Annotated in this window: 17 protein-coding genes; 6 read left to right on the top strand and 11 right to left on the bottom strand. The window is 64.9% G+C overall.

Annotated elements, in window-relative coordinates; all coding sequences use genetic code 11:
* Positions 1 to 12 precede the first annotated feature (12 nt).
* A complete protein-coding gene (locus tag Q7W51_02050) occupies positions 13 to 1,347 on the bottom strand; it encodes an NAD(P)/FAD-dependent oxidoreductase (GenBank protein MDO8847154.1) in 1,335 nt (444 codons plus the stop codon).
* A gap of 171 nt (positions 1,348 to 1,518) precedes the next feature.
* Between Q7W51_02050 and Q7W51_02045 the strand changes: the two genes are divergently transcribed.
* Positions 1,519 to 2,376, top strand: coding sequence for a DegV family protein (locus Q7W51_02045; protein ID MDO8847153.1), 858 nt, complete (start codon positions 1,519 to 1,521; stop codon positions 2,374 to 2,376).
* Between the two features lie 24 nt (positions 2,377 to 2,400).
* Here the strand turns inward: Q7W51_02045 and Q7W51_02040 are convergent, their stop codons facing one another.
* Together Q7W51_02040 and Q7W51_02035 are read right to left on the bottom strand one after the other, a co-directional pair.
* Positions 2,401 to 3,162, bottom strand: coding sequence for a polymer-forming cytoskeletal protein (locus Q7W51_02040; protein ID MDO8847152.1), 762 nt, complete (start codon positions 3,160 to 3,162; stop codon positions 2,401 to 2,403).
* On the bottom strand, positions 3,159 to 3,803 hold the full coding sequence (locus Q7W51_02035) for a DUF4004 family protein (protein MDO8847151.1): 645 nt from the start codon (positions 3,801 to 3,803) through the stop codon (positions 3,159 to 3,161). Before Q7W51_02035 ends, Q7W51_02040 begins: the two co-directional genes overlap by 4 nt.
* Before the next feature lie 148 nt (positions 3,804 to 3,951).
* Here Q7W51_02035 and Q7W51_02030 point away from each other — a divergent pair, with 148 nt between their 5' ends.
* Positions 3,952 to 4,791 (top strand): neutral zinc metallopeptidase, encoded by an 840-nt coding sequence (locus Q7W51_02030; protein ID MDO8847150.1) that lies wholly within the window; start codon positions 3,952 to 3,954, stop codon positions 4,789 to 4,791.
* Between the two features lie 19 nt (positions 4,792 to 4,810).
* On the opposite strand, the gene Q7W51_02025 is transcribed toward Q7W51_02030, so the two are convergent.
* Complete coding sequence (locus Q7W51_02025; GenBank protein MDO8847149.1) at positions 4,811 to 5,251, bottom strand: hypothetical protein; 441 nt, start codon at positions 5,249 to 5,251, stop codon at positions 4,811 to 4,813.
* 196 nt (positions 5,252 to 5,447) lie between these two features.
* On the opposite strand from Q7W51_02025, the gene Q7W51_02020 reads away from it, so the two are divergent.
* Complete coding sequence (locus tag Q7W51_02020) at positions 5,448 to 6,998, top strand: radical SAM protein (protein ID MDO8847148.1); 1,551 nt, start codon at positions 5,448 to 5,450, stop codon at positions 6,996 to 6,998.
* A 6-nt stretch (positions 6,999 to 7,004) separates the two neighbouring features.
* On the opposite strand, the gene Q7W51_02015 is transcribed toward Q7W51_02020, so the two are convergent.
* The 5 genes from Q7W51_02015 to Q7W51_01995 are packed head-to-tail and all read right to left on the bottom strand — an operon-like array spanning position 7,005 to position 13,298.
* Complete coding sequence (locus tag Q7W51_02015; protein MDO8847147.1) at positions 7,005 to 9,194, bottom strand: acetate--CoA ligase family protein; 2,190 nt, start codon at positions 9,192 to 9,194, stop codon at positions 7,005 to 7,007.
* A gap of 43 nt (positions 9,195 to 9,237) precedes the next feature.
* On the bottom strand, positions 9,238 to 9,468 hold the full coding sequence (locus Q7W51_02010; GenBank protein MDO8847146.1) for a hypothetical protein: 231 nt from the start codon (positions 9,466 to 9,468) through the stop codon (positions 9,238 to 9,240).
* Positions 9,469 to 9,500: 32 nt separating this feature from the next.
* Positions 9,501 to 9,863 (bottom strand): PqqD family peptide modification chaperone, encoded by a 363-nt coding sequence (locus Q7W51_02005; GenBank protein MDO8847145.1) that lies wholly within the window; start codon positions 9,861 to 9,863, stop codon positions 9,501 to 9,503.
* Positions 9,860 to 11,842 carry an oligopeptide transporter, OPT family gene (locus Q7W51_02000; GenBank protein ID MDO8847144.1) on the bottom strand — a complete coding sequence of 661 codons (1,983 nt, stop codon included), beginning with the start codon at positions 11,840 to 11,842 and terminating at the stop codon, positions 9,860 to 9,862. Before Q7W51_02000 ends, Q7W51_02005 begins: the two co-directional genes overlap by 4 nt.
* A gap of 16 nt (positions 11,843 to 11,858) precedes the next feature.
* Positions 11,859 to 13,298 carry an aminoacyl-histidine dipeptidase gene (locus tag Q7W51_01995; GenBank protein ID MDO8847143.1) on the bottom strand — a complete coding sequence of 480 codons (1,440 nt, stop codon included), beginning with the start codon at positions 13,296 to 13,298 and terminating at the stop codon, positions 11,859 to 11,861.
* A 243-nt stretch (positions 13,299 to 13,541) separates the two neighbouring features.
* Here Q7W51_01995 and Q7W51_01990 point away from each other — a divergent pair, with 243 nt between their 5' ends.
* Positions 13,542 to 14,639 (top strand): DUF1611 domain-containing protein, encoded by a 1,098-nt coding sequence (locus Q7W51_01990; GenBank protein MDO8847142.1) that lies wholly within the window; start codon positions 13,542 to 13,544, stop codon positions 14,637 to 14,639.
* Here the strand turns inward: Q7W51_01990 and Q7W51_01985 are convergent.
* Positions 14,636 to 15,559, bottom strand: coding sequence for a membrane dipeptidase (locus Q7W51_01985; protein MDO8847141.1), 924 nt, complete (start codon positions 15,557 to 15,559; stop codon positions 14,636 to 14,638). The genes Q7W51_01990 and Q7W51_01985 overlap by 4 nt on opposite strands.
* A 230-nt stretch (positions 15,560 to 15,789) precedes the next feature.
* On the opposite strand from Q7W51_01985, the gene Q7W51_01980 reads away from it, so the two are divergent.
* On the top strand, positions 15,790 to 16,533 hold the full coding sequence (locus Q7W51_01980) for a glucose 1-dehydrogenase (GenBank protein ID MDO8847140.1): 744 nt from the start codon (positions 15,790 to 15,792) through the stop codon (positions 16,531 to 16,533).
* Between the two features lie 83 nt (positions 16,534 to 16,616).
* On the opposite strand, the gene Q7W51_01975 is transcribed toward Q7W51_01980, so the two are convergent.
* A complete protein-coding gene (locus Q7W51_01975; GenBank protein ID MDO8847139.1) occupies positions 16,617 to 17,321 on the bottom strand; it encodes a response regulator transcription factor in 705 nt (234 codons plus the stop codon).
* A 295-nt stretch (positions 17,322 to 17,616) separates the two neighbouring features.
* On the opposite strand from Q7W51_01975, the gene Q7W51_01970 reads away from it, so the two are divergent.
* Positions 17,617 to 17,991, top strand: a complete 375-nt coding sequence (locus Q7W51_01970; protein ID MDO8847138.1) for a PRC-barrel domain-containing protein — start codon at positions 17,617 to 17,619, stop codon at positions 17,989 to 17,991.
* Positions 17,992 to 18,155: the final 164 nt, after the last annotated feature.

Raw genomic sequence — 18,155 nt, 5'->3', positions numbered from 1 at the left:
TCGAGCGAACGATCAGAGCAGGTACACGATCTCCGAACTTGCCGTCGGGTACGCCCAGAGTCCGCCTTTGATGTCGCTCGCGGTCAGGCCGCCGATGATCGCGGCGGCGAACACGTTGATGACCTCCTCGGCACCATGCCCGAGTAGGTGCGCACCAACGATGCGGCCGCTCCCACGCTCCACGATCGTCTTGGCGCCCGAGGCGCGCTGACCCACCCTGCGCGAGGACGCCCACGCTGACGTGTCGGTCAGTTTCACTTCCACGTCGAGACCGCGCTCCTGCGCCTGCTCCTCGGTGAGTCCGATCGAGGCGAGTGGCGGGTCGGAGAACACGACCGACGGGGTCACGACCGGCGCGAACGTGGCCGCACCCGGCTCGAGAATGTTCGCCACCACGATGCGAGCCTGCGCGATCCCGACAGGCGTGAGCGGGATCCCCGATGCCGCCGCGTCTCCTGCCGCAAACACGTGCGGGTTGGTGGTCGAGCGCATCGACTCGTCAGTGTCGATGCCGCGGGGCCCGTACGCGATGCCGGCAGCCTTGAGGTCGAGCCCCTCGAGGTCCGGCACCCGGCCCGCCCCGTGAACGGCCATGTCGCAGGCGACGATGTCTCCGTTTCCGCACACGATCTCCAGCGCTCCGCCCGCATCGCGGGCTTCGGCTACGACCGTGCCGGTTCGAATCTCGATTCCCGCGCTGCGATAGGCGCGAGCGAGCATCTCCGCCAGATCCGGATCGAACCCCTCCAGCACACGGGCCCCCCGGTGAAGTACGACCGCCTGAGCCCCGGCCGCGGCAGCCATGTGGGCGAACTCGAACGAGATGTAGCCACCGCCGATGAAGACCACCCGGCTGCCGATAGTCTCGGCCGCCATGAAGCCTTCGCTGTCTGTCACCAGCTCTGCCCCCGGGATCCCCAGGTCGCGGGGCACTGCCCCAGTGGCGACCACGAAGTGCTCGGCTGCGTACTGCGCGCCGCCGACGTCGAGGGTGTCCTCCGAAACGAATCGCGCCACGCCATGGAGCGCGACGACTCCGGAATCGGTGAGCGACTTCTCTATGACCGGCGACATCGGATCGGTGAAGGTCCGCTTGAACTCGATGAGCGACGGCCAGTCGAGACGAACCGCCCCTGACAGGCCGTTGCCGGCCTGCGTAGCAGCGCGCTCGGCAACCTCGGCGGCGGCCACGAGCACCTTCTTCGGCTCACATCCGCGAAGCGCACACGTCCCACCGAACTCGCGCTTGTCGACCACCGCGACTCGCTTACCCGCCGCTGCGAGTTCACCGGCGGCCGTCTGACCGGCTACTCCGGTGCCGATGACGATGACGTCGAACCGCTGCATGGGTGACGCGCCTCCCCGGCGGGATCGGACGGGACGATCAGTCGGTTCATTCCCAAATCGGCGAGGCCCGGCGGTGGGGGTCCTCTTCCAGTTTCTGAGTCACCGCGCCGTGCAGAAGTGTCACACTGGTGCGAGTGGGTAGATAAGGCCAGTAGAGGAAACGAGGACCGCATGACCGTCGAGAAGATAGCGATCATGGTCGATTCCGGTTGTGACGTGCCTCGCGAGTACCGCGAGAAGTACAACATGTACGTCGCCCCGCTCACGATCATCTACAAGGACGCCGAATACCAGGACGGGATCGACATCGATCCGGAGACGGTCTACGCACGGTTCTCCGAAGAAGTTCCTTCGACGTCATTGCCCAGCCCCGCCACGGTCACCGAGCTCTTCAAGCAGATCAAGGCGGACGGCTTCGAGAAGGTCATCGTCGTCGTCATCTCCAGCGGGCTCAGTGGGACCTTCAACATGCTGAGCAATTTCGGCCCGGAACCCGAGGGGCTCGAGGCGTACTACGTCGACACGAAGAACATCGGCATCGGCAGCGGCCTCACAGCGATTCGCGCGGGCGAGCTGATCGAGCAGGGACTCCCGTTTGCCGAGGTGTGCCGCCAAGCCGAGTTCGCCGTGAAGAACACGAAGATCTTCTTCTGCGTCGCGACACTCGAGTACCTGGTGAAGGGCGGGCGGATCGGTCGCGTTGCGGGAATGGTGGGCATGCTCCTCGACGTGAAGCCGGTCATCTCATGCAATGAGGACGGCATCTACGACACCGTGGGCAAGGCCCGGGGGCGCGAGAAATCACTCAAGCTAGCGCTCGAGAAGGCGGTCGAGTTCGCCGAAGGCGCCAAGGAGTACAACATCGCGGTCGTACAAGGCGCCGCCGAAGCAGAGGGAAAGGCGCTGATGGCAGCCATGAAGGAGCGCCTGCCGGACTTCCGCTATGCGATCGAGGAGCAGCTGACCCCTGCGCTCGTTGTGCACACCGGCCCCGGGCTTATCGGGATAGGCGTACAGCGGCTGGCGTAGCCTTGCCAGCCGAAGGCCATCTCTCTATGCGCCGGCGTCGCCCCCTTCGGGCTCACCCTCGCTCACCTTGCGCACCGTCTTGACCTTCGCGTCGGGAGCGGCCGAGTACTCGCCGGTGTACTCCACCAGATCGATTTCGCAGCCCTGCCCGATGACCACGGTGGTCCCGCGCACCGCGCGAGCCGTGGTGTGCTCCAGCCGGACATCGTCTCCCTCGATGGAGTCGGCCGTAAGGCGCAGCTCCCACCCGGGGACGAGCGACGTCACGAACCGCTTGAGCGCTCCTACGCCGATGCGGACGGTCACCGCCTCGCCGCCGATCTCACCGGCGGAGCACTTGCCGCCGAGTGTGACGTCCACGGCCCCCGCGTTCAGTAGGCCGACGACCGTGAACGCGCCTTGTGTCTCGAAGCGCTCTGCCTCGCAGTCCCCCAAGACGTTCAGGAAGCCCAGCACCTTCACGGTGGTGGCGGACAGCGCGGTTACAGCGAGGGTGCCCGAGGCACTGACATCGGCGACCTTGAGGGTGTGGAAGGATGCTGTACCGGTCACGCGCAGGTGGCCCACGTCGGCATCGCCCCGGTAGCCGAGGGTGCCGTGCACGGTGACGTTCTCCGCGCGGAGCGTGCCATCGCCCTCGGCCGCGCCCGAGACCTTGAAGTCCGTGCAGTCGACGTCGCCCGCGAGCGTGGCCGAGCCGCTCACGCTCACAGTGCGGTAGGTACCGGTAGCGATCGTGCCGGCGCCTGACACCCGTACGTCGCCGCGTTTCATCGTGTCGCTCATCGTGTCGTCCTTTCATCTGCCGCGAGCAGTGATTTCAGATCTTCGAGGCGCGCGCCGAGGTCGATGCGAGCGACCACGCGAGCCTCTTCCTCGAGCCGAGGAGCGCAGCCTCGCGAGACGAGCATCCACAACGACAGCCCCGCCTTGCGCACGAGCAGCGCCTCGAACTCGCCCTCGCTTTCGCCGACGAGCCCCGAGGCCATCGTGCCCACGAGCGCGCGGCCCTCGTCGGCGGTCACCACGCCCTCACGCAGCAGGCTGTCGAGCACGTGGAGCGTGAGGATGTCGCCGAGCGCATAGGTGCCCTCGGTGGGCCGCACGGTCGCATACAGGCCGATCGTGGACGTGCTTGCGATCCGGCGATCCAGCACCTCGGCGGGCAACAGAGCGACGCTCGCCAGCGGGGGCGCCACCACATCGGCGATCTGCTCGAGCGAGAGGTCATCGCCCTTCATCGACGTGATCTTGGCGATGCGGGCGAGCACACGCTCGCGCGGGAAGAACGTTTCGGTGCCCGTGAAGGTGGACTTGCGGACGAACCACTCTTCCGGGATGAGCCCCATCCGCTTCCAGCGGTAGAGCTGGCCGTAGCTGATGCCGGTCTCGCGCAACAGGTCCTTCTTGGATATCTCGGCGTCCATGTGATGCACCTCCGGCGTGTAACGTAACATTGTTTCGTTACGTAGTCAACACCCTAAGTGCGCGCCCGGCCAGCGACGTGGGTACGAACCTCCCAAGAGCAACGCCGACGTCGCGGCCGCGAGCCGAAGCCCTGAAGGAGTGAGTTCCATGAAGTGGAAGGGGCAGCCGGGCAGCACCAATGTGGAGGACCGCCGAGGCATGGGCGGCAAGGTGGCGATCGGGGGCGGCGCAGCGATCATCATCATGATCATCGCCACCCTGCTGGGCGCCGATCCTGGTGCCGTGCTCGACACCGTACAGAGCGCAGCCCCAGAAAGCGAGACGCCGTACGTGGAGACGGCAGAGGAGAAGGAGCTTGCCGACTTCGTGTCGGTGGTACTTGCCGACACCGAGACCGTCTGGACGGAGGTCTTCAGCGAGTCCGGGCAGGAGTACGCCGAACCTACCTTGGTGTTGTACACGGACAGCGTGGAGTCGGCGTGTGGCGTAGCCGGTGCGTCCACCGGCCCGTTCTACTGCCCTGCCGACAACAACCTCTACATCGATTTGAGCTTCTTCGGGGAGCTCCGGACTAGATTTCAGGCTCCCGGGGACTTCGCGATGGCGTACGTTGTGGCCCACGAGGTGGGGCATCACGTCCAGAACCAGCTGGGCGTGATGACTCAGATGCAGGAGTTGCGGCAGCAGCTCAGCCCGGAGGAGTACAACGAGTACTCGGTCCGCCTGGAGCTGCAGGCCGACTACCTCGCGGGCGTCTGGGCCAGTCACGCGCAGGGCCGGGGGCTGCTCGAGGAAGGCGACCTGGAGGAGGCGCTCGCAGCCGCCAACGCCGTGGGCGATGACCGCATCCAGAAGGAGTCGCAGGGCTACGTGGTACCGGACAGCTTCACGCACGGCACGTCCGAGCAGCGGATGCGCTGGTTCAAGAAGGGGTTCGAGGCCGGGGACCTGAGTGAATGGGACACCTTCAGCGCGACCGAGTTGTGAGCCAAGGGCACGCCGGGCGCTACTGCAGCGCCTCCCACTCGGAGACCCCGGGGAAGTCCTCGGTCCCGAGACCGGTCCCGTAGTCGATGAGCGTCCAGGACTCGCCGTCCCAGGTCACGAACCACTGCTCTCCCTGCTCGCCCTCAAACTCGGGACTCGCGGTCGTCCACGCCTGCACCCACCACGTGCCCTGCGCGTCACGGCCCATCGCGTACGCGGTGGCCGACTCGATGGGCATGGTCGGGTACTCCTCGCGAGCGATCGCGAGCACGGCCGCCTCGGCCTGTGCGATCGACGGTTGCTCGTCAGGATCGACTTGCTCTGCGGGCTCGGGCACCTCGGCTGCAGGCCGGTCCTCCGGCGCGGCGGCTTCAGGGGTCGTGGTGCACCCACTCAACACGCCGAGCGCCAAGACGGACGCGACCATAGACCCCAGGAATCGTGCGGTGCGTGGTGACATCGACCCTCTCCCCTTCTCACATCCGGTGTCGTCCCGTTTCCTGATCAGCCGGTAATGACCACTGAACGGGAACCGGACACATCGGTCAAGACGGCCTGGCTAGAAGTCCGGACCGCATCGCCCCGTACCGTTCGTCCGAAAGGCTCCGCCGCCTTCCCCTCGATGGGTACCTACGAAAGATACGGAGGTGGCCGCCATGCCCTCAACCGGCACGATGCGCGTGGTACTGATCGAAGCGGGTTCCCCGGGACTCAACATCTACTCACATGTGGCGATGGGCAGGGGAGTACCACTCCTCGCCACCGTGCTGCACGACGCCGGGCACGACGTTCGGGCATTCGTCGAGGACATCTCGGGCAAGGGGTCCGTGGACTGGGACTTCGTGCGCTCCGCCGACGTCGTCGGGTTCTCAGCGATCACATGCACACTCACGAGAACCGCCGAGTTGGTGAGCGAGGCCCGGCGTCTCAATCCGAACGCGACGATCGTGCTCGGCGGACCGGAGCCCACGTGCGCGCCGGAGCGGGCGTTCGAGGCGGGCGCCGACTACGTCATCAGGGGCGAGGCCGAGTTCTCCCTCCAGCAGTTGCTGATCGCGCTGCAGAACTGCCCGCGCGGAACGCCTCCAGGCGAGGCCGTGACGAGCGTTCCCGGCATCGTCTGGTGGGAGCACGACGCGATCGCCTTCGGCCCCCCGCCTGTCCAGCTGACGCGCGAGGAGGTATGCGCCCTGCCACTGATAGACATGTCGCTCGTGGAAGGGTCTGCGAGCCGCACGACCGGACTCGTGTGGCGATCGCGGGGGTGTCCCGAGCGCTGTTCGTTCTGCGAGGTGCACGAGATCTGGCCGCGGTACGTCCTGCGAGACGAGCACACGAGTGTCGAAGAGCTTCTCAGCTGTCAGTCCGAGGGCCGAGGCAACGTCTTCCTCATCGATGACAACGCCGCTGCCAACAAGCCGTCGTTCAAAGACTTCCTCCGAGGCGCGATCGAGCGCGGCTACGCCGGGTCAATCGCCATCCAGCTCCGCGCAGATGCGGTATTCGACCGCTTCGGTCGTCTCGACAAAGAGCTGCTCCGGCTGCTGCACGACCTCGCGCCGATGACGATGCTGTGCATCGGCGTAGAGTCCTCGGAAGACAGCGACCTCGACGAAGTCGGCAAGCACATCAGCAGCGACCGCATGGCGACGGCGCTCGCGGCGATGCGCCACCACGGACTGCTCGTGCACGGCATGCTCATCGCCTTCGCGGGTGATACCGCCGAGACTCTCAAGCGCAATGGGCGATTCGCCCGCAAGTACCTCACGTCCCTGCAGTACCTGTTCGAGACGCCGCTTCCCGGGACCAAGAGCACGGCCGAGCACGAGGCAGCAGGCCGCGTGCTCTTCCACGAGATCCCACACCTGCGATTCCTCGACGGGATGCACGTCGCCATCCGCCCCGAACGAATGCCCGCCAAACAGATGCAGGATCTCGTGACCGCCGAGTACCGGGCTTTCTACTCTCGGCTGCGAATCGCGCGCGCCTTCCTCGCAGGCCTGCTGCTGAGGTACCGCCGGCTGGGACCGGGCCAGCGCCGCTACTTGCACAGCCTCCCGCCGATGAAGCGCGTTCGCGAGTGGGCGTGGCTGCATCTGCAGTTCAAGTTCGCGCCGTGGGCGGTGCTCCGCACCGGCCGCCAGCGGGTGCTGGCCTTCCTTGAGGACGCCGAGTACGCGCAGTACCTCGGCTCCCTCAAGGGGTGACCGCTTCTACGGCTGATGGGCTGCGATGTACTCCCCGTACCAGGCCATGGCGCCGAGGGCACGTACCGCAGCGACCGGCGAGTAGAGGATGACCGCATCGTATCGCCCGCGGCCGCGGAAGGTCGCGACCTCGAGCGGAAGCAGGGGGACGTTGATGATCGGCTTGCCCGTGCTCTCCATGAGCTCGGTCACGCGCGTGAGAAACGCGGTTTCCCCGGGGTTGAATCCCACGCAGCCGGCCCCGCCCGCTCCGTCGGCGGGTACCGCGTCGTCTGAAACCGAGCCTGTGGACGGGCTGCTGAGGATGCCCAGCACCGCGACGGCGTCCACCATCTCGCTCTCGACCAGCACCGTCAGCGCACGCTGCGCGAGATCCGAGCCGATCGCCGCCACAAGGTCGATGGGGTTGCTGCGGCTCCAGTAGCCGGGCAGAAGCCTGTCCAGCTCGGCGAGGACGCTCGGTTCCAGGGGGGCCAGCTCGAGGTCGGCCCGGGCCACCTCGTCCGCCGCCAGAACGCCCCAGCCCCCGCCAAGCGTCATGACCGCCACACGGCGGCCGGCCGGCAGCGGGAGCGAGGTGAGGCACATCGCCAGGTCCAGGCTCTCGTCGGGGCCGGTGCGCACGAGACAGCCCGCCTGGTGGGCTGCGGCCATGAAGACCTCCGCCGCACCCGCCATCGCGCCGGTGTGCGACGCGGCTGCGCGGCCGCCGATCTCCGTGAGGCCGCCACGCAGCACCACTACCGGCTTCTTCGGCGTGATGCGGCGCGCCACATCGAAGAAGTGGCGGCCGTCGCCGACCCCTTCGAGATAGACGAGGGCCGCGGCGGTCTGCGCGTCGTCTCCAAGCGCATCGAGCACATCAACGGCGCTCGTACTCGCCTGGTTGCCCACACTCACATACTTGTCGATGCCGATACCGCGCCGCTCGGCCCTGGTGACGAGCTGCACGCCAATGTTGCCGGACTGGGTGACGATGCTCAGACGGCCGGCCTGCGGCCGCAACTCCAGGAAGCCGACGGCATGGAGCCGGCTGTGTATCGAGAGCATGCCCATGCAGTTGGGGCCTATGAGCGTGATGCCCCATCTCCGGGCCGTGTCGACCAGCTCCGCCTCCAGGGCGGCCCCCGCCTCGCCCGCTTCCGAGAAGCCCGCGGCCACCACCAGCGCAGCGGGGATCCCGCGCTCGCCGCACTGCTCGATCGCGGCGTTCACCTGCGCGGCCTTCACTGCCACAAGCGCCAGGCCCGGGGCTTCCGGCAGCTCCGCGACGCTTCCGAAGGCGGGCAGGTCGCACACGGTGCCGCCACGCCCGTTCACGGGGTAGATGGCACCGGCGAAGCCGCCGTCGATGAGGTTGCGGAGGAGAGAGCCGCCCCATTTGAGCGGGTCGTTCGAGGCGCCGATGACGGTGACGGCGTACGGCGCGAACACAGGGCCCAGGTCGGGAGTGACATGCGGATGGAGTGCCGCCGGATGTCGCGCAGCAGCGGGATCGAGGATCACCAGCGCGTCGGCGGCCACCGGTGTCGCGCCTTCCACGATCAGCGGGTTCACGTCGATCTCGGTCACGGCTGGATGGTCCTCGGCGATGCGCGCAAGAGCGCGGATAGCGTCTGCCAGTGACGCACGATCCACGGGCGGCAGGCCGCGGAATTCGTCGAGCAGCACGCTCGCCCTGATCCCGGCGAACATGGCTTCGATGTCCTGCTCCTCCAGAGGCGTCACGCCGAACGCGATGTCCTTGTGCGCCTCGGCGAAGATCCCGCCGATGCCGAAGATGACGACGGGGCCGAAGAGAGGATCGCGCTTCATCCCGATCATGAACTCGCGCGCTCCCCGGACCATCCGCTCGACGAGCAGCCGGACGTCCTGACCATCGGCCGTGGCCAGAAGCGAGCGAGCAGCAGACCGGACAGCCTCGTCCCCGCGGAGGTCGAGCGCAACCAGTCCGTGCTCCGTCTTGTGGCCGATGTGGGACCCTACCGCCTTGACGACCACCGGGCCATCGAGCCGCCGGGCGATAGCCACGGCTTCGTCCTCATCGCGCGCGAGGCCGCCCTCGGGGACGGTGATACCGTAGCTGGCGAGCAACGCCTTCGCCTGCCACTCGTCGAGCGCGCCGATGTCTTGAGCCACGGCTGCCGCCACGACCTCGGCTGACGATCGCGTCACCACGCCGGATTCATCGCGCACGCGTTGGTTCTCCCCTGCACAGTCGCACCTTGACGGCACTCCGCTAGCAGTGCAGCGACTTGACCTTGATCTTGTGGATCAGGACCTCGCGCTCCTCAGGCGTGTACTCGTCTTCGAGCTCGTCGAGCGCTTTCACGCGGGCACTGAGCGTGAGCCCCTTCGCAATGCGATGAAGCGCGTCAAGAAAGCACGTGATCGCGGCTGCGAGAAAGATGTCACGCAACAGCCCGTACACGGTCTCGGGGTCCCGTAGACGGTGGAAGTAGTGATTCATGTCGACCTCCTGTGAGTCGTCGGGCACGTGCGTCAGCCCTGCTTCACCTCTTTGAATCTGATCCAACCTCGCTTTGCTACGTACCTCATGAACGCGGCGATTCTTCTTGCAGACTCGTCGATGTCATCCCCGGTCTTCTCGCTCTGGATTCGAGCGATGTCCAGGATGCTTCGCGCGCCGTCGATGCTGAGCCAGGCCGAAGAGGAAAGCGGGTCCAGCTCGATATCCGAAACCGGCTCTCTCTTGACGAGCTTGCCCATCAGCCTCTTCGCGGGGTTGATCTCAAGATTGAGAACAACCCTGCCTGCATCATTCACTCGGAATTCCTGATGTCTGATCTCAGGAACATAGAGCACGAAGTTGTACCTATCCTTCCCGTGGTCTTCCGGGGTCATCTCGACCGGGCCTTGCGCGTGGCGTACACATACACCCAGATTCCCAGGAGCAGGAACAGAGCGAACGCCAACAGCGGGCTCTCAGCAACTGCGGGGAAGAGCTTGAGGCCGAAGGCGATATCCGTCCCGATCGCGGCGAATATCCCGATGACGATGCCGGTCAGAGCGTCTCCCGCCACAAGCCCAGAGGCGAGCAGTATGCCCTTCTCAACGGCCTTGTCCTTCTCATCATCCCATTTGAGAACGACATCCTTGCTCGCCGCAGCTTCCCTCTCCTTCGGACTGCGTCCGGTCTTCCTCTCAGCAAGATCTCTCACGATGCCGCCGGAGAACACCGCGGCCGTCAGGCCCATCGGAAGATAGATGCCGAGCGCGACGGCGAGGATGGGAAGCTTGGCCAGGTAGCAGAACAGGGCCATCGCCACACCGATCAGGACCAGGGTCCACGGCAGCTGCGCGGTCATGATGCCCTCCACGATCAGCTTCATGAGCGTCGCTTGTGGGGCGGGCACGGCGACGTCTCCGATTCCGTATGCCGTGTGCAGCATGATCAGTGTGCCTGCCGCGGCCACAGATGCGATCGCCAGGGCGATGAACATGCCGATCTGAACGCTCTTGGGCGTGCCTCCGATGATGAAGGTCGTCTTCAGGCTCTGCGCTGTGCCGCCGGCGACGGCGATGGCAACGCAGATGATCCCGCCGAGCATGAGCGCGGTTGTCATACCGGCATCGCCGGTTTGTCCCATCAGCTTCAGAACCGTGGTGACGATGAGAAGGGCCGCGATGGTCATGCCTGACACGGGGTTGTTGGACGCGCCGATCAAGCCGACCATCCTGGCCGATACCACCGCGAAGAAGAAGCTGAAGACCACGACCAGCAGAGCGTCCACGGGACCGCCGCCGACCGCAGGAACGAACCACGTCAGGAGAAAGCCGAGCACCGCTGCCGCGATCACCCACGTCAGAGGCGCCTCAAGATCCATCCTGGTAACGGCGCCGGCTCCACCCTTGCGCATTCCGACGATGGCTTGTTTGAAGCTGTTTATGAGGGTGGGAAGGGATCGGGCAAGCGACAGGAAGCCTCCGGTCGCAACGGCACCAGCGCCGACGTAGCGGATGTAGCTTGACCAGATGTCGAATGCGCCCATCTCCGCAATCGGGACGGTCGAGGGGAAGATCGGGTCTGGCATGCCCGCCCCAAAGAACTTGATCAACGGGATGAGTCCAAGCCATGCGACGACAGAGCCGGCGAACATCAGCGTGGAAGTCTTCGAGCCGATGATGAAGCCGACGCCCATAAGGGAAGCGAGCGTGTCTACGCCGACGATCGTCCCCTGATAGGAATTGATGGTGTAGGAAGCGTTCTCACCCCAGAACTTGAATCCGCCGGACAGCATCTTGTAGGCGGCACCAACGCCCATACCGAGAAGCACTGTCCGAAACCCGCTACCGCCTTCGCTTCCGGTGACGAGAACCTCCGCGGCCGCCATCGACTCGGGGTAGATGAGCTCGCCGTGCTCTTCCACGATGAGGTATCTCCTCACCGGGGTGATGAAGAAGACACCCATGAGACCGCCGATGATCGTGACGATCACGACCGTGGTGATGCTCAGGCCAAAGCCGAGAAGGAGCAGCGCGGGGAGAACGAAGATGATGCCGCCTGCGATGGACTCGCCCATCGCCGAGAGGGACGCCACCATGTTCGCTTCCAGGATGTTGTTTCTTCGGAAGAGGCCCTTCAGGAGACCTGTGGCGAGGATTGCGCCGGGTATACCGGCAGAGATCGTGATGCCTACCTTGAGGCCGAGATACGTGTTCGCCGCAGCGAACAGGAGCGCGAACAGGACGCCCATGATGATGGAGTAGCCGGTGAGTTCGGGCATCACTTCCGTCGTCGGGATATAGGGCACGTACTCGCTTCCCGAGCAGCCTCCGTAGGCGTGCTTGGAGAGCTCGTGTTTCTTGCTTTCGGCGTTCACTTTCGCCTTCCCCTCCCTACTTCAGCGTCGCGAGGACGGCTGTCAGGAACGTCCACGTGTTCGCGACCGAGTCGATGCTGAGATGCTCGTCCGGGGTGTGCACGTTGTAGAGGTTCGGTCCGAAACTGATCATGTCGGTCTCCGGGAGCTTCTGCCTCAGCAGGCCACACTCAAGCCCGGCGTGGATGGCCTGGATCTGCGCGTCTTTGCCGGAGACCTCCTTGTACGCGCTGACGCACAGATCGCGGATCTTGGAGTCTTCCTCGTACTGCCACCCGGGATACGCACCTGCCCTGGCGCTCTTCGCGCCCACCAGCCTCGCCAGGGTTTCGATCCGGCGGGCGACTTCCTCCAGGATCGAATCGACCGAGCTCCGTACCGAGACCGTCATCTTGATCGATTCACCCGACTGCTCGAGGATGCCAAGGTTGAGACTGCTCTCTACGAGGCCCTCGAGCTCTTGGCTCATCGACTGAACACCGTTGGGGGCAACCATCAGGAAGTCGACGATCTTCTCAGTAGAAGCGGTATCGAGCTGCCGACTCACCTCGTCGGCACTAGCCGCAGCAACCTTGATTTCCGGATCCGCGGTGGCGAACTCCGCCTTCAGGTCCTTGGACATGCGAGTCACCATGGACTCGACTTTCTCCAGCACCTCCGCGTCTGCCGTGACGGTCGCCTGCGCTTCTCTCGCAATCGCGTTGGATTTCGAACCCCCTGCTATCGCGGCGATATGGAACTCGCCCGCCGCCATGGCTTCAGCCAGGATCCTCCCCAGCAGCTTGATCGCGTTCGCCCGTTGCCGAATGATCTCCATGCCCGAGTGGCCGCCGCTCAGGCCCGAGATCGTGATCGTCAGCGCGGGGGCCGTGACGTCCTCCCAGTGGGTGTCGAACTCGCATACGACGTCCACGCCTCCTGCGCAGCTGACGTACAGAACCCCCTCTTCCTCAGCGTCGATATTCAGGAGCGTCTTTCCTGTGAGATGGTCTGCCGTCAGGGCATGAGCGCCCTTCATTCCTGTCTCCTCGTTCGTGGTGACGAGAAGCTCGAGGGGAGGGTGAGGGATGTCCACGCTGTCCAGCAAGGCCAGCCCATACGCCACCCCGATGCCGTTGTCCGCACCGAGGGTCGTGCCGTCTGCCCGTACGAAGTCGTCTTCGATCTTCAGAACGAGTGGGTCTTGTGAGAAATCGTGGCGGGATTCCTTGGACTTCTCGCAGACCATGTCCATGTGTCCCTGGATGATCACCGCGGGCGACTTCTCATATCCCGCCGTGCCGGGCTTCTTGATGATCACGTTCAGCGCTTTGTCCTGAACGACGTCGAGCTTCTTGTCCTTGGCGAAGCCGACCAAGTAGTCGCTGACCTGCTTCTCGTTTCCTGAGCATCTCGGGATCTTGGTCAGTTCCTCGAAATGGCGGAACACCTCTCGTGGGTTCAGATCTTCCAACATCTGAATGGCCCCCCTTCTGCAACATCATTCCCATGTCCGAGGATGCTGAGCGTCAGACGGTCTGCAGACGGGCCTGCAGACTCCACCGGGAGGCACCGTGAGAGGGGAACCGAGGGCTTGGGGGCCGAGTCTGGGTAGACACCCTTATGGTGCGGGAAGCGGCCGTCGCGCTGACCATTGCGGGTTGCGCCTGCATCAGACGTCGTGGGGAAACGATCTTCACCCCGGGAAGTGACGGTTCCAATGGAGGATATCGCCGCGATGAGCGCGACTGCGGTCGTTTACTGCGAAGGGAACTTCGGTGCCCCCGACGGCAAGACCGCCAATGGCCTGGTACGCCATTCCGAGAAGTACACGATCCTCTCGGTAATCGACAGTACGAAGTCGGGCCTCGACTCGGGCGAGGTGCTTGGCGACGCGCCCAACGGCATACCGATCTGTACCGACCTGGCGGAGGCGATCGTCCTTGCGGGTGGCGTTCCGGACTTCTTCATCTACGGAATGGCGCCCCTCAGCGGCATGCTTTCGCCCGTCGAACGGCGCCTGGTACTCGAAGCCATCGGGCGAGGGATGCACATCGTCAACGGCCTCCACGAATTCCTGAACGACGACCCGGAGTTTGTAGCGGCGGCAGCAGCGCACAACGTGACGATCGTCGACGTTCGGCGCCCGGCGGCAAAGAAGGATCTGCGGGTGTTCAGCGGACGCATCTCCACGGTTTCCTGTCCGCGCATCGCCGTGCTGGGCACCGACAGTGCGATCGGCAAGCGCACCACCGCGACGATCCTCACGCAAGCGCTTAACGATCGGGGGATCAAGGCGATCCTGGTCGGCACAGGACAGACCGGCCTCATCCAGGGCGCTCGCTACGGCGTGGTGCTCGACGCCATCCCCTGCCAGTTCTGCTCGGGCGAGATGGAAGCGGCCGTGCTGGAAGCCTTCGAGAGCGAGCACCCCGATGTGATCATAATCGAAGGGCAGGGCGCGCTGAGTCATCCCGCCTACCTGTCATCCATCTTCATCCTTCGGGGCGGCCAGCCCGACGCGGTCATCTTGCAGCACGCACCGGCGCGCAGGTGGTTGGGCGACTTCCCGGACGTGCCGAGGCCGAGCGCCGAAAGCGAGATCAATCTCATTGAGACATTCGCCGACACGAAGGTCATCGGCCTCACCCTCAACCACGAGAACATGACCGACGCCGAGGTCACCGCGGCCATCAAGCTGTACGAGTTCGAACTCGGCATCCCGGTCAGCGACGCACTCACGCGGCCACACGATCGATTGGTCGACATGGTGGTTCGCGCCTTCCCCGAGTTCCGTGAGAAGATCGGCGAACGCTAGCTCGGGGGCAGCTGAGCGCGCAGGAAGCTGCGGGCATTGGCGAATGCGAACTTCTCGGCGAAGCCCGGACCATAGTTCTTGCTGACGGCGCTGACCAACCCGCCAAGGGACGCGGTGTCTCCCAGTTCGCCCATGCCCGCCGAACCCCAGTCGCTGCCGATGGCAAGAGCGTCCTCGCCAGCCAGCGAGGCGATCTTCTCTATGTGACGCAGAGCCTCCTCGATAGATCCCTTCTCGCCCAGAAAGTCAGGGAAGAACGCCAGGCCGACAAGTCCGCCGTGACTGCCCAGTGCTCGCAGCTGGTCGTCGGTCAAGCCCCTTGGGTGGTTCACTATCGACCGGCACGACGTGTGAGTCACGAGCACCGCAGGAGCGTACAGGTCAAGCGCCTCGTAGAACCCGGCGTCGTTCAGGTGGGACAGGTCGAGGAGGAGAGGGCTTTGCTCCAGCGCGCGCAGCAGTTGCCTGCCCGTCGGCTTGAGAGGAGCTGCGCCGTCGCCGTAGCAGCTGAACGCGTAGGGGGTCTCGTGATTCCACGTGAGCGACAAGCTGCGCAGGGAGTGCCGCGTCCACAGCAGTTCCAGCATTTCGGGCTCGACGGCGGGTAGATGAAGGCCCTCGGAGTGGGTCAGCACCCCGATCCGCGGATCCTTCGCATCCAAGTCCTCCACAGTGGTGATGAGACGCAGGGCGGAGGCATGGGATCTCAGCAGCTCGTGATGCGCGTCAAGCTCGCGGATGAGGGAGCTCTCCGGAAGACACGGAAACAGCGACGACAGAACAGCCGTGGCATGAAGCGAGCCCGCGAGGTAACTCGAGCTGTAGGCCGGCAAGCCTCCAGCCAGCTGCGCCACGCCGAACAGCAGGTCCTGGTGCAAGTCGATGAAGACGGACTTCTGAGGCCCAGGGTCGGTCGGCAACGTACCCACCTGCGCAGTCTCTCGCGGTCTCACTGATCACAGTGTCGCACAGCGTGCGGTTGCGTCCGTCACCGTATCCTGCGGATTCAGCAGATTCTCGAACCGATACCTCCTGCCGCAATGGCTGTCACTCTGTGTGCATCTTGTAACAATAGTTACACAGAGATCGGGACTGGGTATCGTCGAGATGCGGCGCCCGGGCGGGGCGCCCGAACTGAAAGGGGTACGTGATGGGACTTCTCGATGGCAAGGTAGCGATCATCACCGGGGCCGGATCAGGCATGGGGCGCGCGATGGCACTGCGGTTCGCGAACGAGGGGGCGAAGGTGGTCGCGCTCGACTACGCGGGCGATACCGCAGGTGCGTGCGCACTCGAGGTCACCGAGGCAGGTGGCACCTGTATCGGGCTCAGCGGCGACATTTCGAAGGAAGCCGACATCGATGCCGCTATCAAAGCAGCCGTCGATAACTTCGGCGGAGTGGACATCCTGTGCAACAACGCCGGCATCCTCGACATGCTCGGGATCAATGACCCCGTGGACTGGGACTACTGGGACCGCGTGCAGGGCATCAATACGAAGGCCGCAGCGATGTTCATTCAGAAGGTCGTCCCGCTCATGGAGCAGCGCGGCGGCGGGTCGATCGTCAACACCGCATCGGTAGCCGGACTGGTCGGCCAGGCGGGTGGCCTGTCGTACACGGTGTCGAAGCACGGCCTGGTGGGCATCACCCGGCACACGGCCATGGACCTGGGCGACAAGAACATCCGTGTGAACGCCATCTGCCCGGGCGCTATCGTCACGGGCATGACGAAGGACTTCAACGAGGCGCCCGAATTCGTGCAGAGCGGCGCAATCAAGCGTTGGGGCCAGGCCGACGAGATCGCGAAGGCAGCGCTCTTCCTCGCCTCCGACCTCTCAAGCTACGTCACTGGAGTAGCGCTTCCCGTCGACGGCGGCTGGACCGCGCACTAGCGACGAGCCTTATCACACGAAGGCCCGCCTCCCGTATAGGAAGCGGGCCTTCGTCATGCCGGTCATGACCGCCGACACTGGGTTCACCTCCCTGCGGGGGGCTCATCGAACCGATAGCCAAGACCCCGCAAGGTCACCAGGAGCTCGGGATGCGAGGGATCGGTCTCGATGTGTTCCCGCAGCCGCCGCACATGGACCCGGACGTTGTTCTCGTCCGTTTGGCCGAGCGCGGCGGCGGACCAGACCTTCTCGTAGAGCTCGGCCGGCGTGAAGGCCAGGCCGCGGTGCTCCGCAAGGAACCGCAGCAGCTTGAACTCGAGCGCCGGAAGCGCCACGGGCTCACCGTCGACCTCGACGGTCCCGGACCGTACGCCGATGCGAACTCGCCCGACAACGATAGACTGGTCGTCCTGGGTGCCCGCGTGGGACCTTCTGAAGAAGGCGCGAACGCGTGCGCTGAGTTCGAGGGGGCTGAAGGGCTTCGTGATGTAGTCGTCCGCTCCGACCCCGAACCCGGCAAGCCTGTCCACCTCGGAGTCCCGGGCGGTGAGGAAGAATATCGCAGCGCTCGACCCGGACGAGCGCATCTCGACTGCAAGGTCGAGTCCACTTCCGTCCGGCAGGCCGATGTCGATGATAGCGACAGCTATCTCTGCGCGCGCGAGGACATCGCGCCCATCCGCAAGGCTGCCCGCTATGTACACAGGCCTCACGTCATCTCGCTCCAACGCCAGGCGAACCGCGTCGGCGATATCGAGTTCATCCTCGACGATCAGGACGCCATCCATTGACACCTCCTGCGCCCTCGATGTAGCCGCACGATTGAATGTTCCCAACTCCGGACGTGCGAGCCTCGGCGAGACAGCAAAGCACGCCGGGCGTCGATTTCACACGGCTTCACCTCAGCGTCACATCAAGACGCGGTGGCCACGGGAATAGGTAGTGGTGTTGCGCTGGCTCGATTCGGATGCCTACAGGACACCGGGCGTGTCAGCGATTACACAGTCCTGTGGCGTAATGCCGCAGAGGCCGTGAGCACATTGAAAGCGCTAGAGAGTAGAAGATCGGGGTGGGTGAACGGTGGTGAGCGGCGCTCGAACGCTCTTTCGCAGCCAGACATTGGCCGGATGCAATGTCGTGAATGCGCGGGGCGAGGATCTCGGCCGAATCGAGGAGTTCGTGATCGACCTCGATCGTGGATGCATCGAGTATGCGGTGCTGTCCTTCGGTGAGATCTTCGGGTCTGGCGAGAAGTTCTTCGCCGTTCCGTGGGAGGCGTTGCGGCTCGACGGCGAACAAGGCCATTTCGTCATGGACGTGGCGAAAGAGACCTTGAAGGAGGCCCCGGGCTTCGACCCGGACTTCTGGCCGCCGTCACCCGATCGACGAATCTTCCGGCATGACGAACACGCTGGCAACGGACACGTGCCAAGCACCTCGGCATTTGACGGGCGATGATGAATGGCTTGGCAGCGTGTACGACTACTACGGTACGGAGCGCAATTAGTAAGCACCCCCCTCCGACGACCATCCCCCCCCACTGGGTCGTCGGTCCCCTTCCGCCGACGACTGGGCCCCCCCGCCCGGTCGTCGGCCCCCTTTTGCCGCCAGGAGGCGGCGCC

The organism is Coriobacteriia bacterium (assembly GCA_030652115.1).
Taxonomy (GTDB): domain Bacteria; phylum Actinomycetota; class Coriobacteriia; order Anaerosomatales; family Anaerosomataceae; genus UBA6100.
Note: the sequence above shows the minus strand (reverse complement) of the source record. Positions and strands in the feature narration are given on the sequence as shown.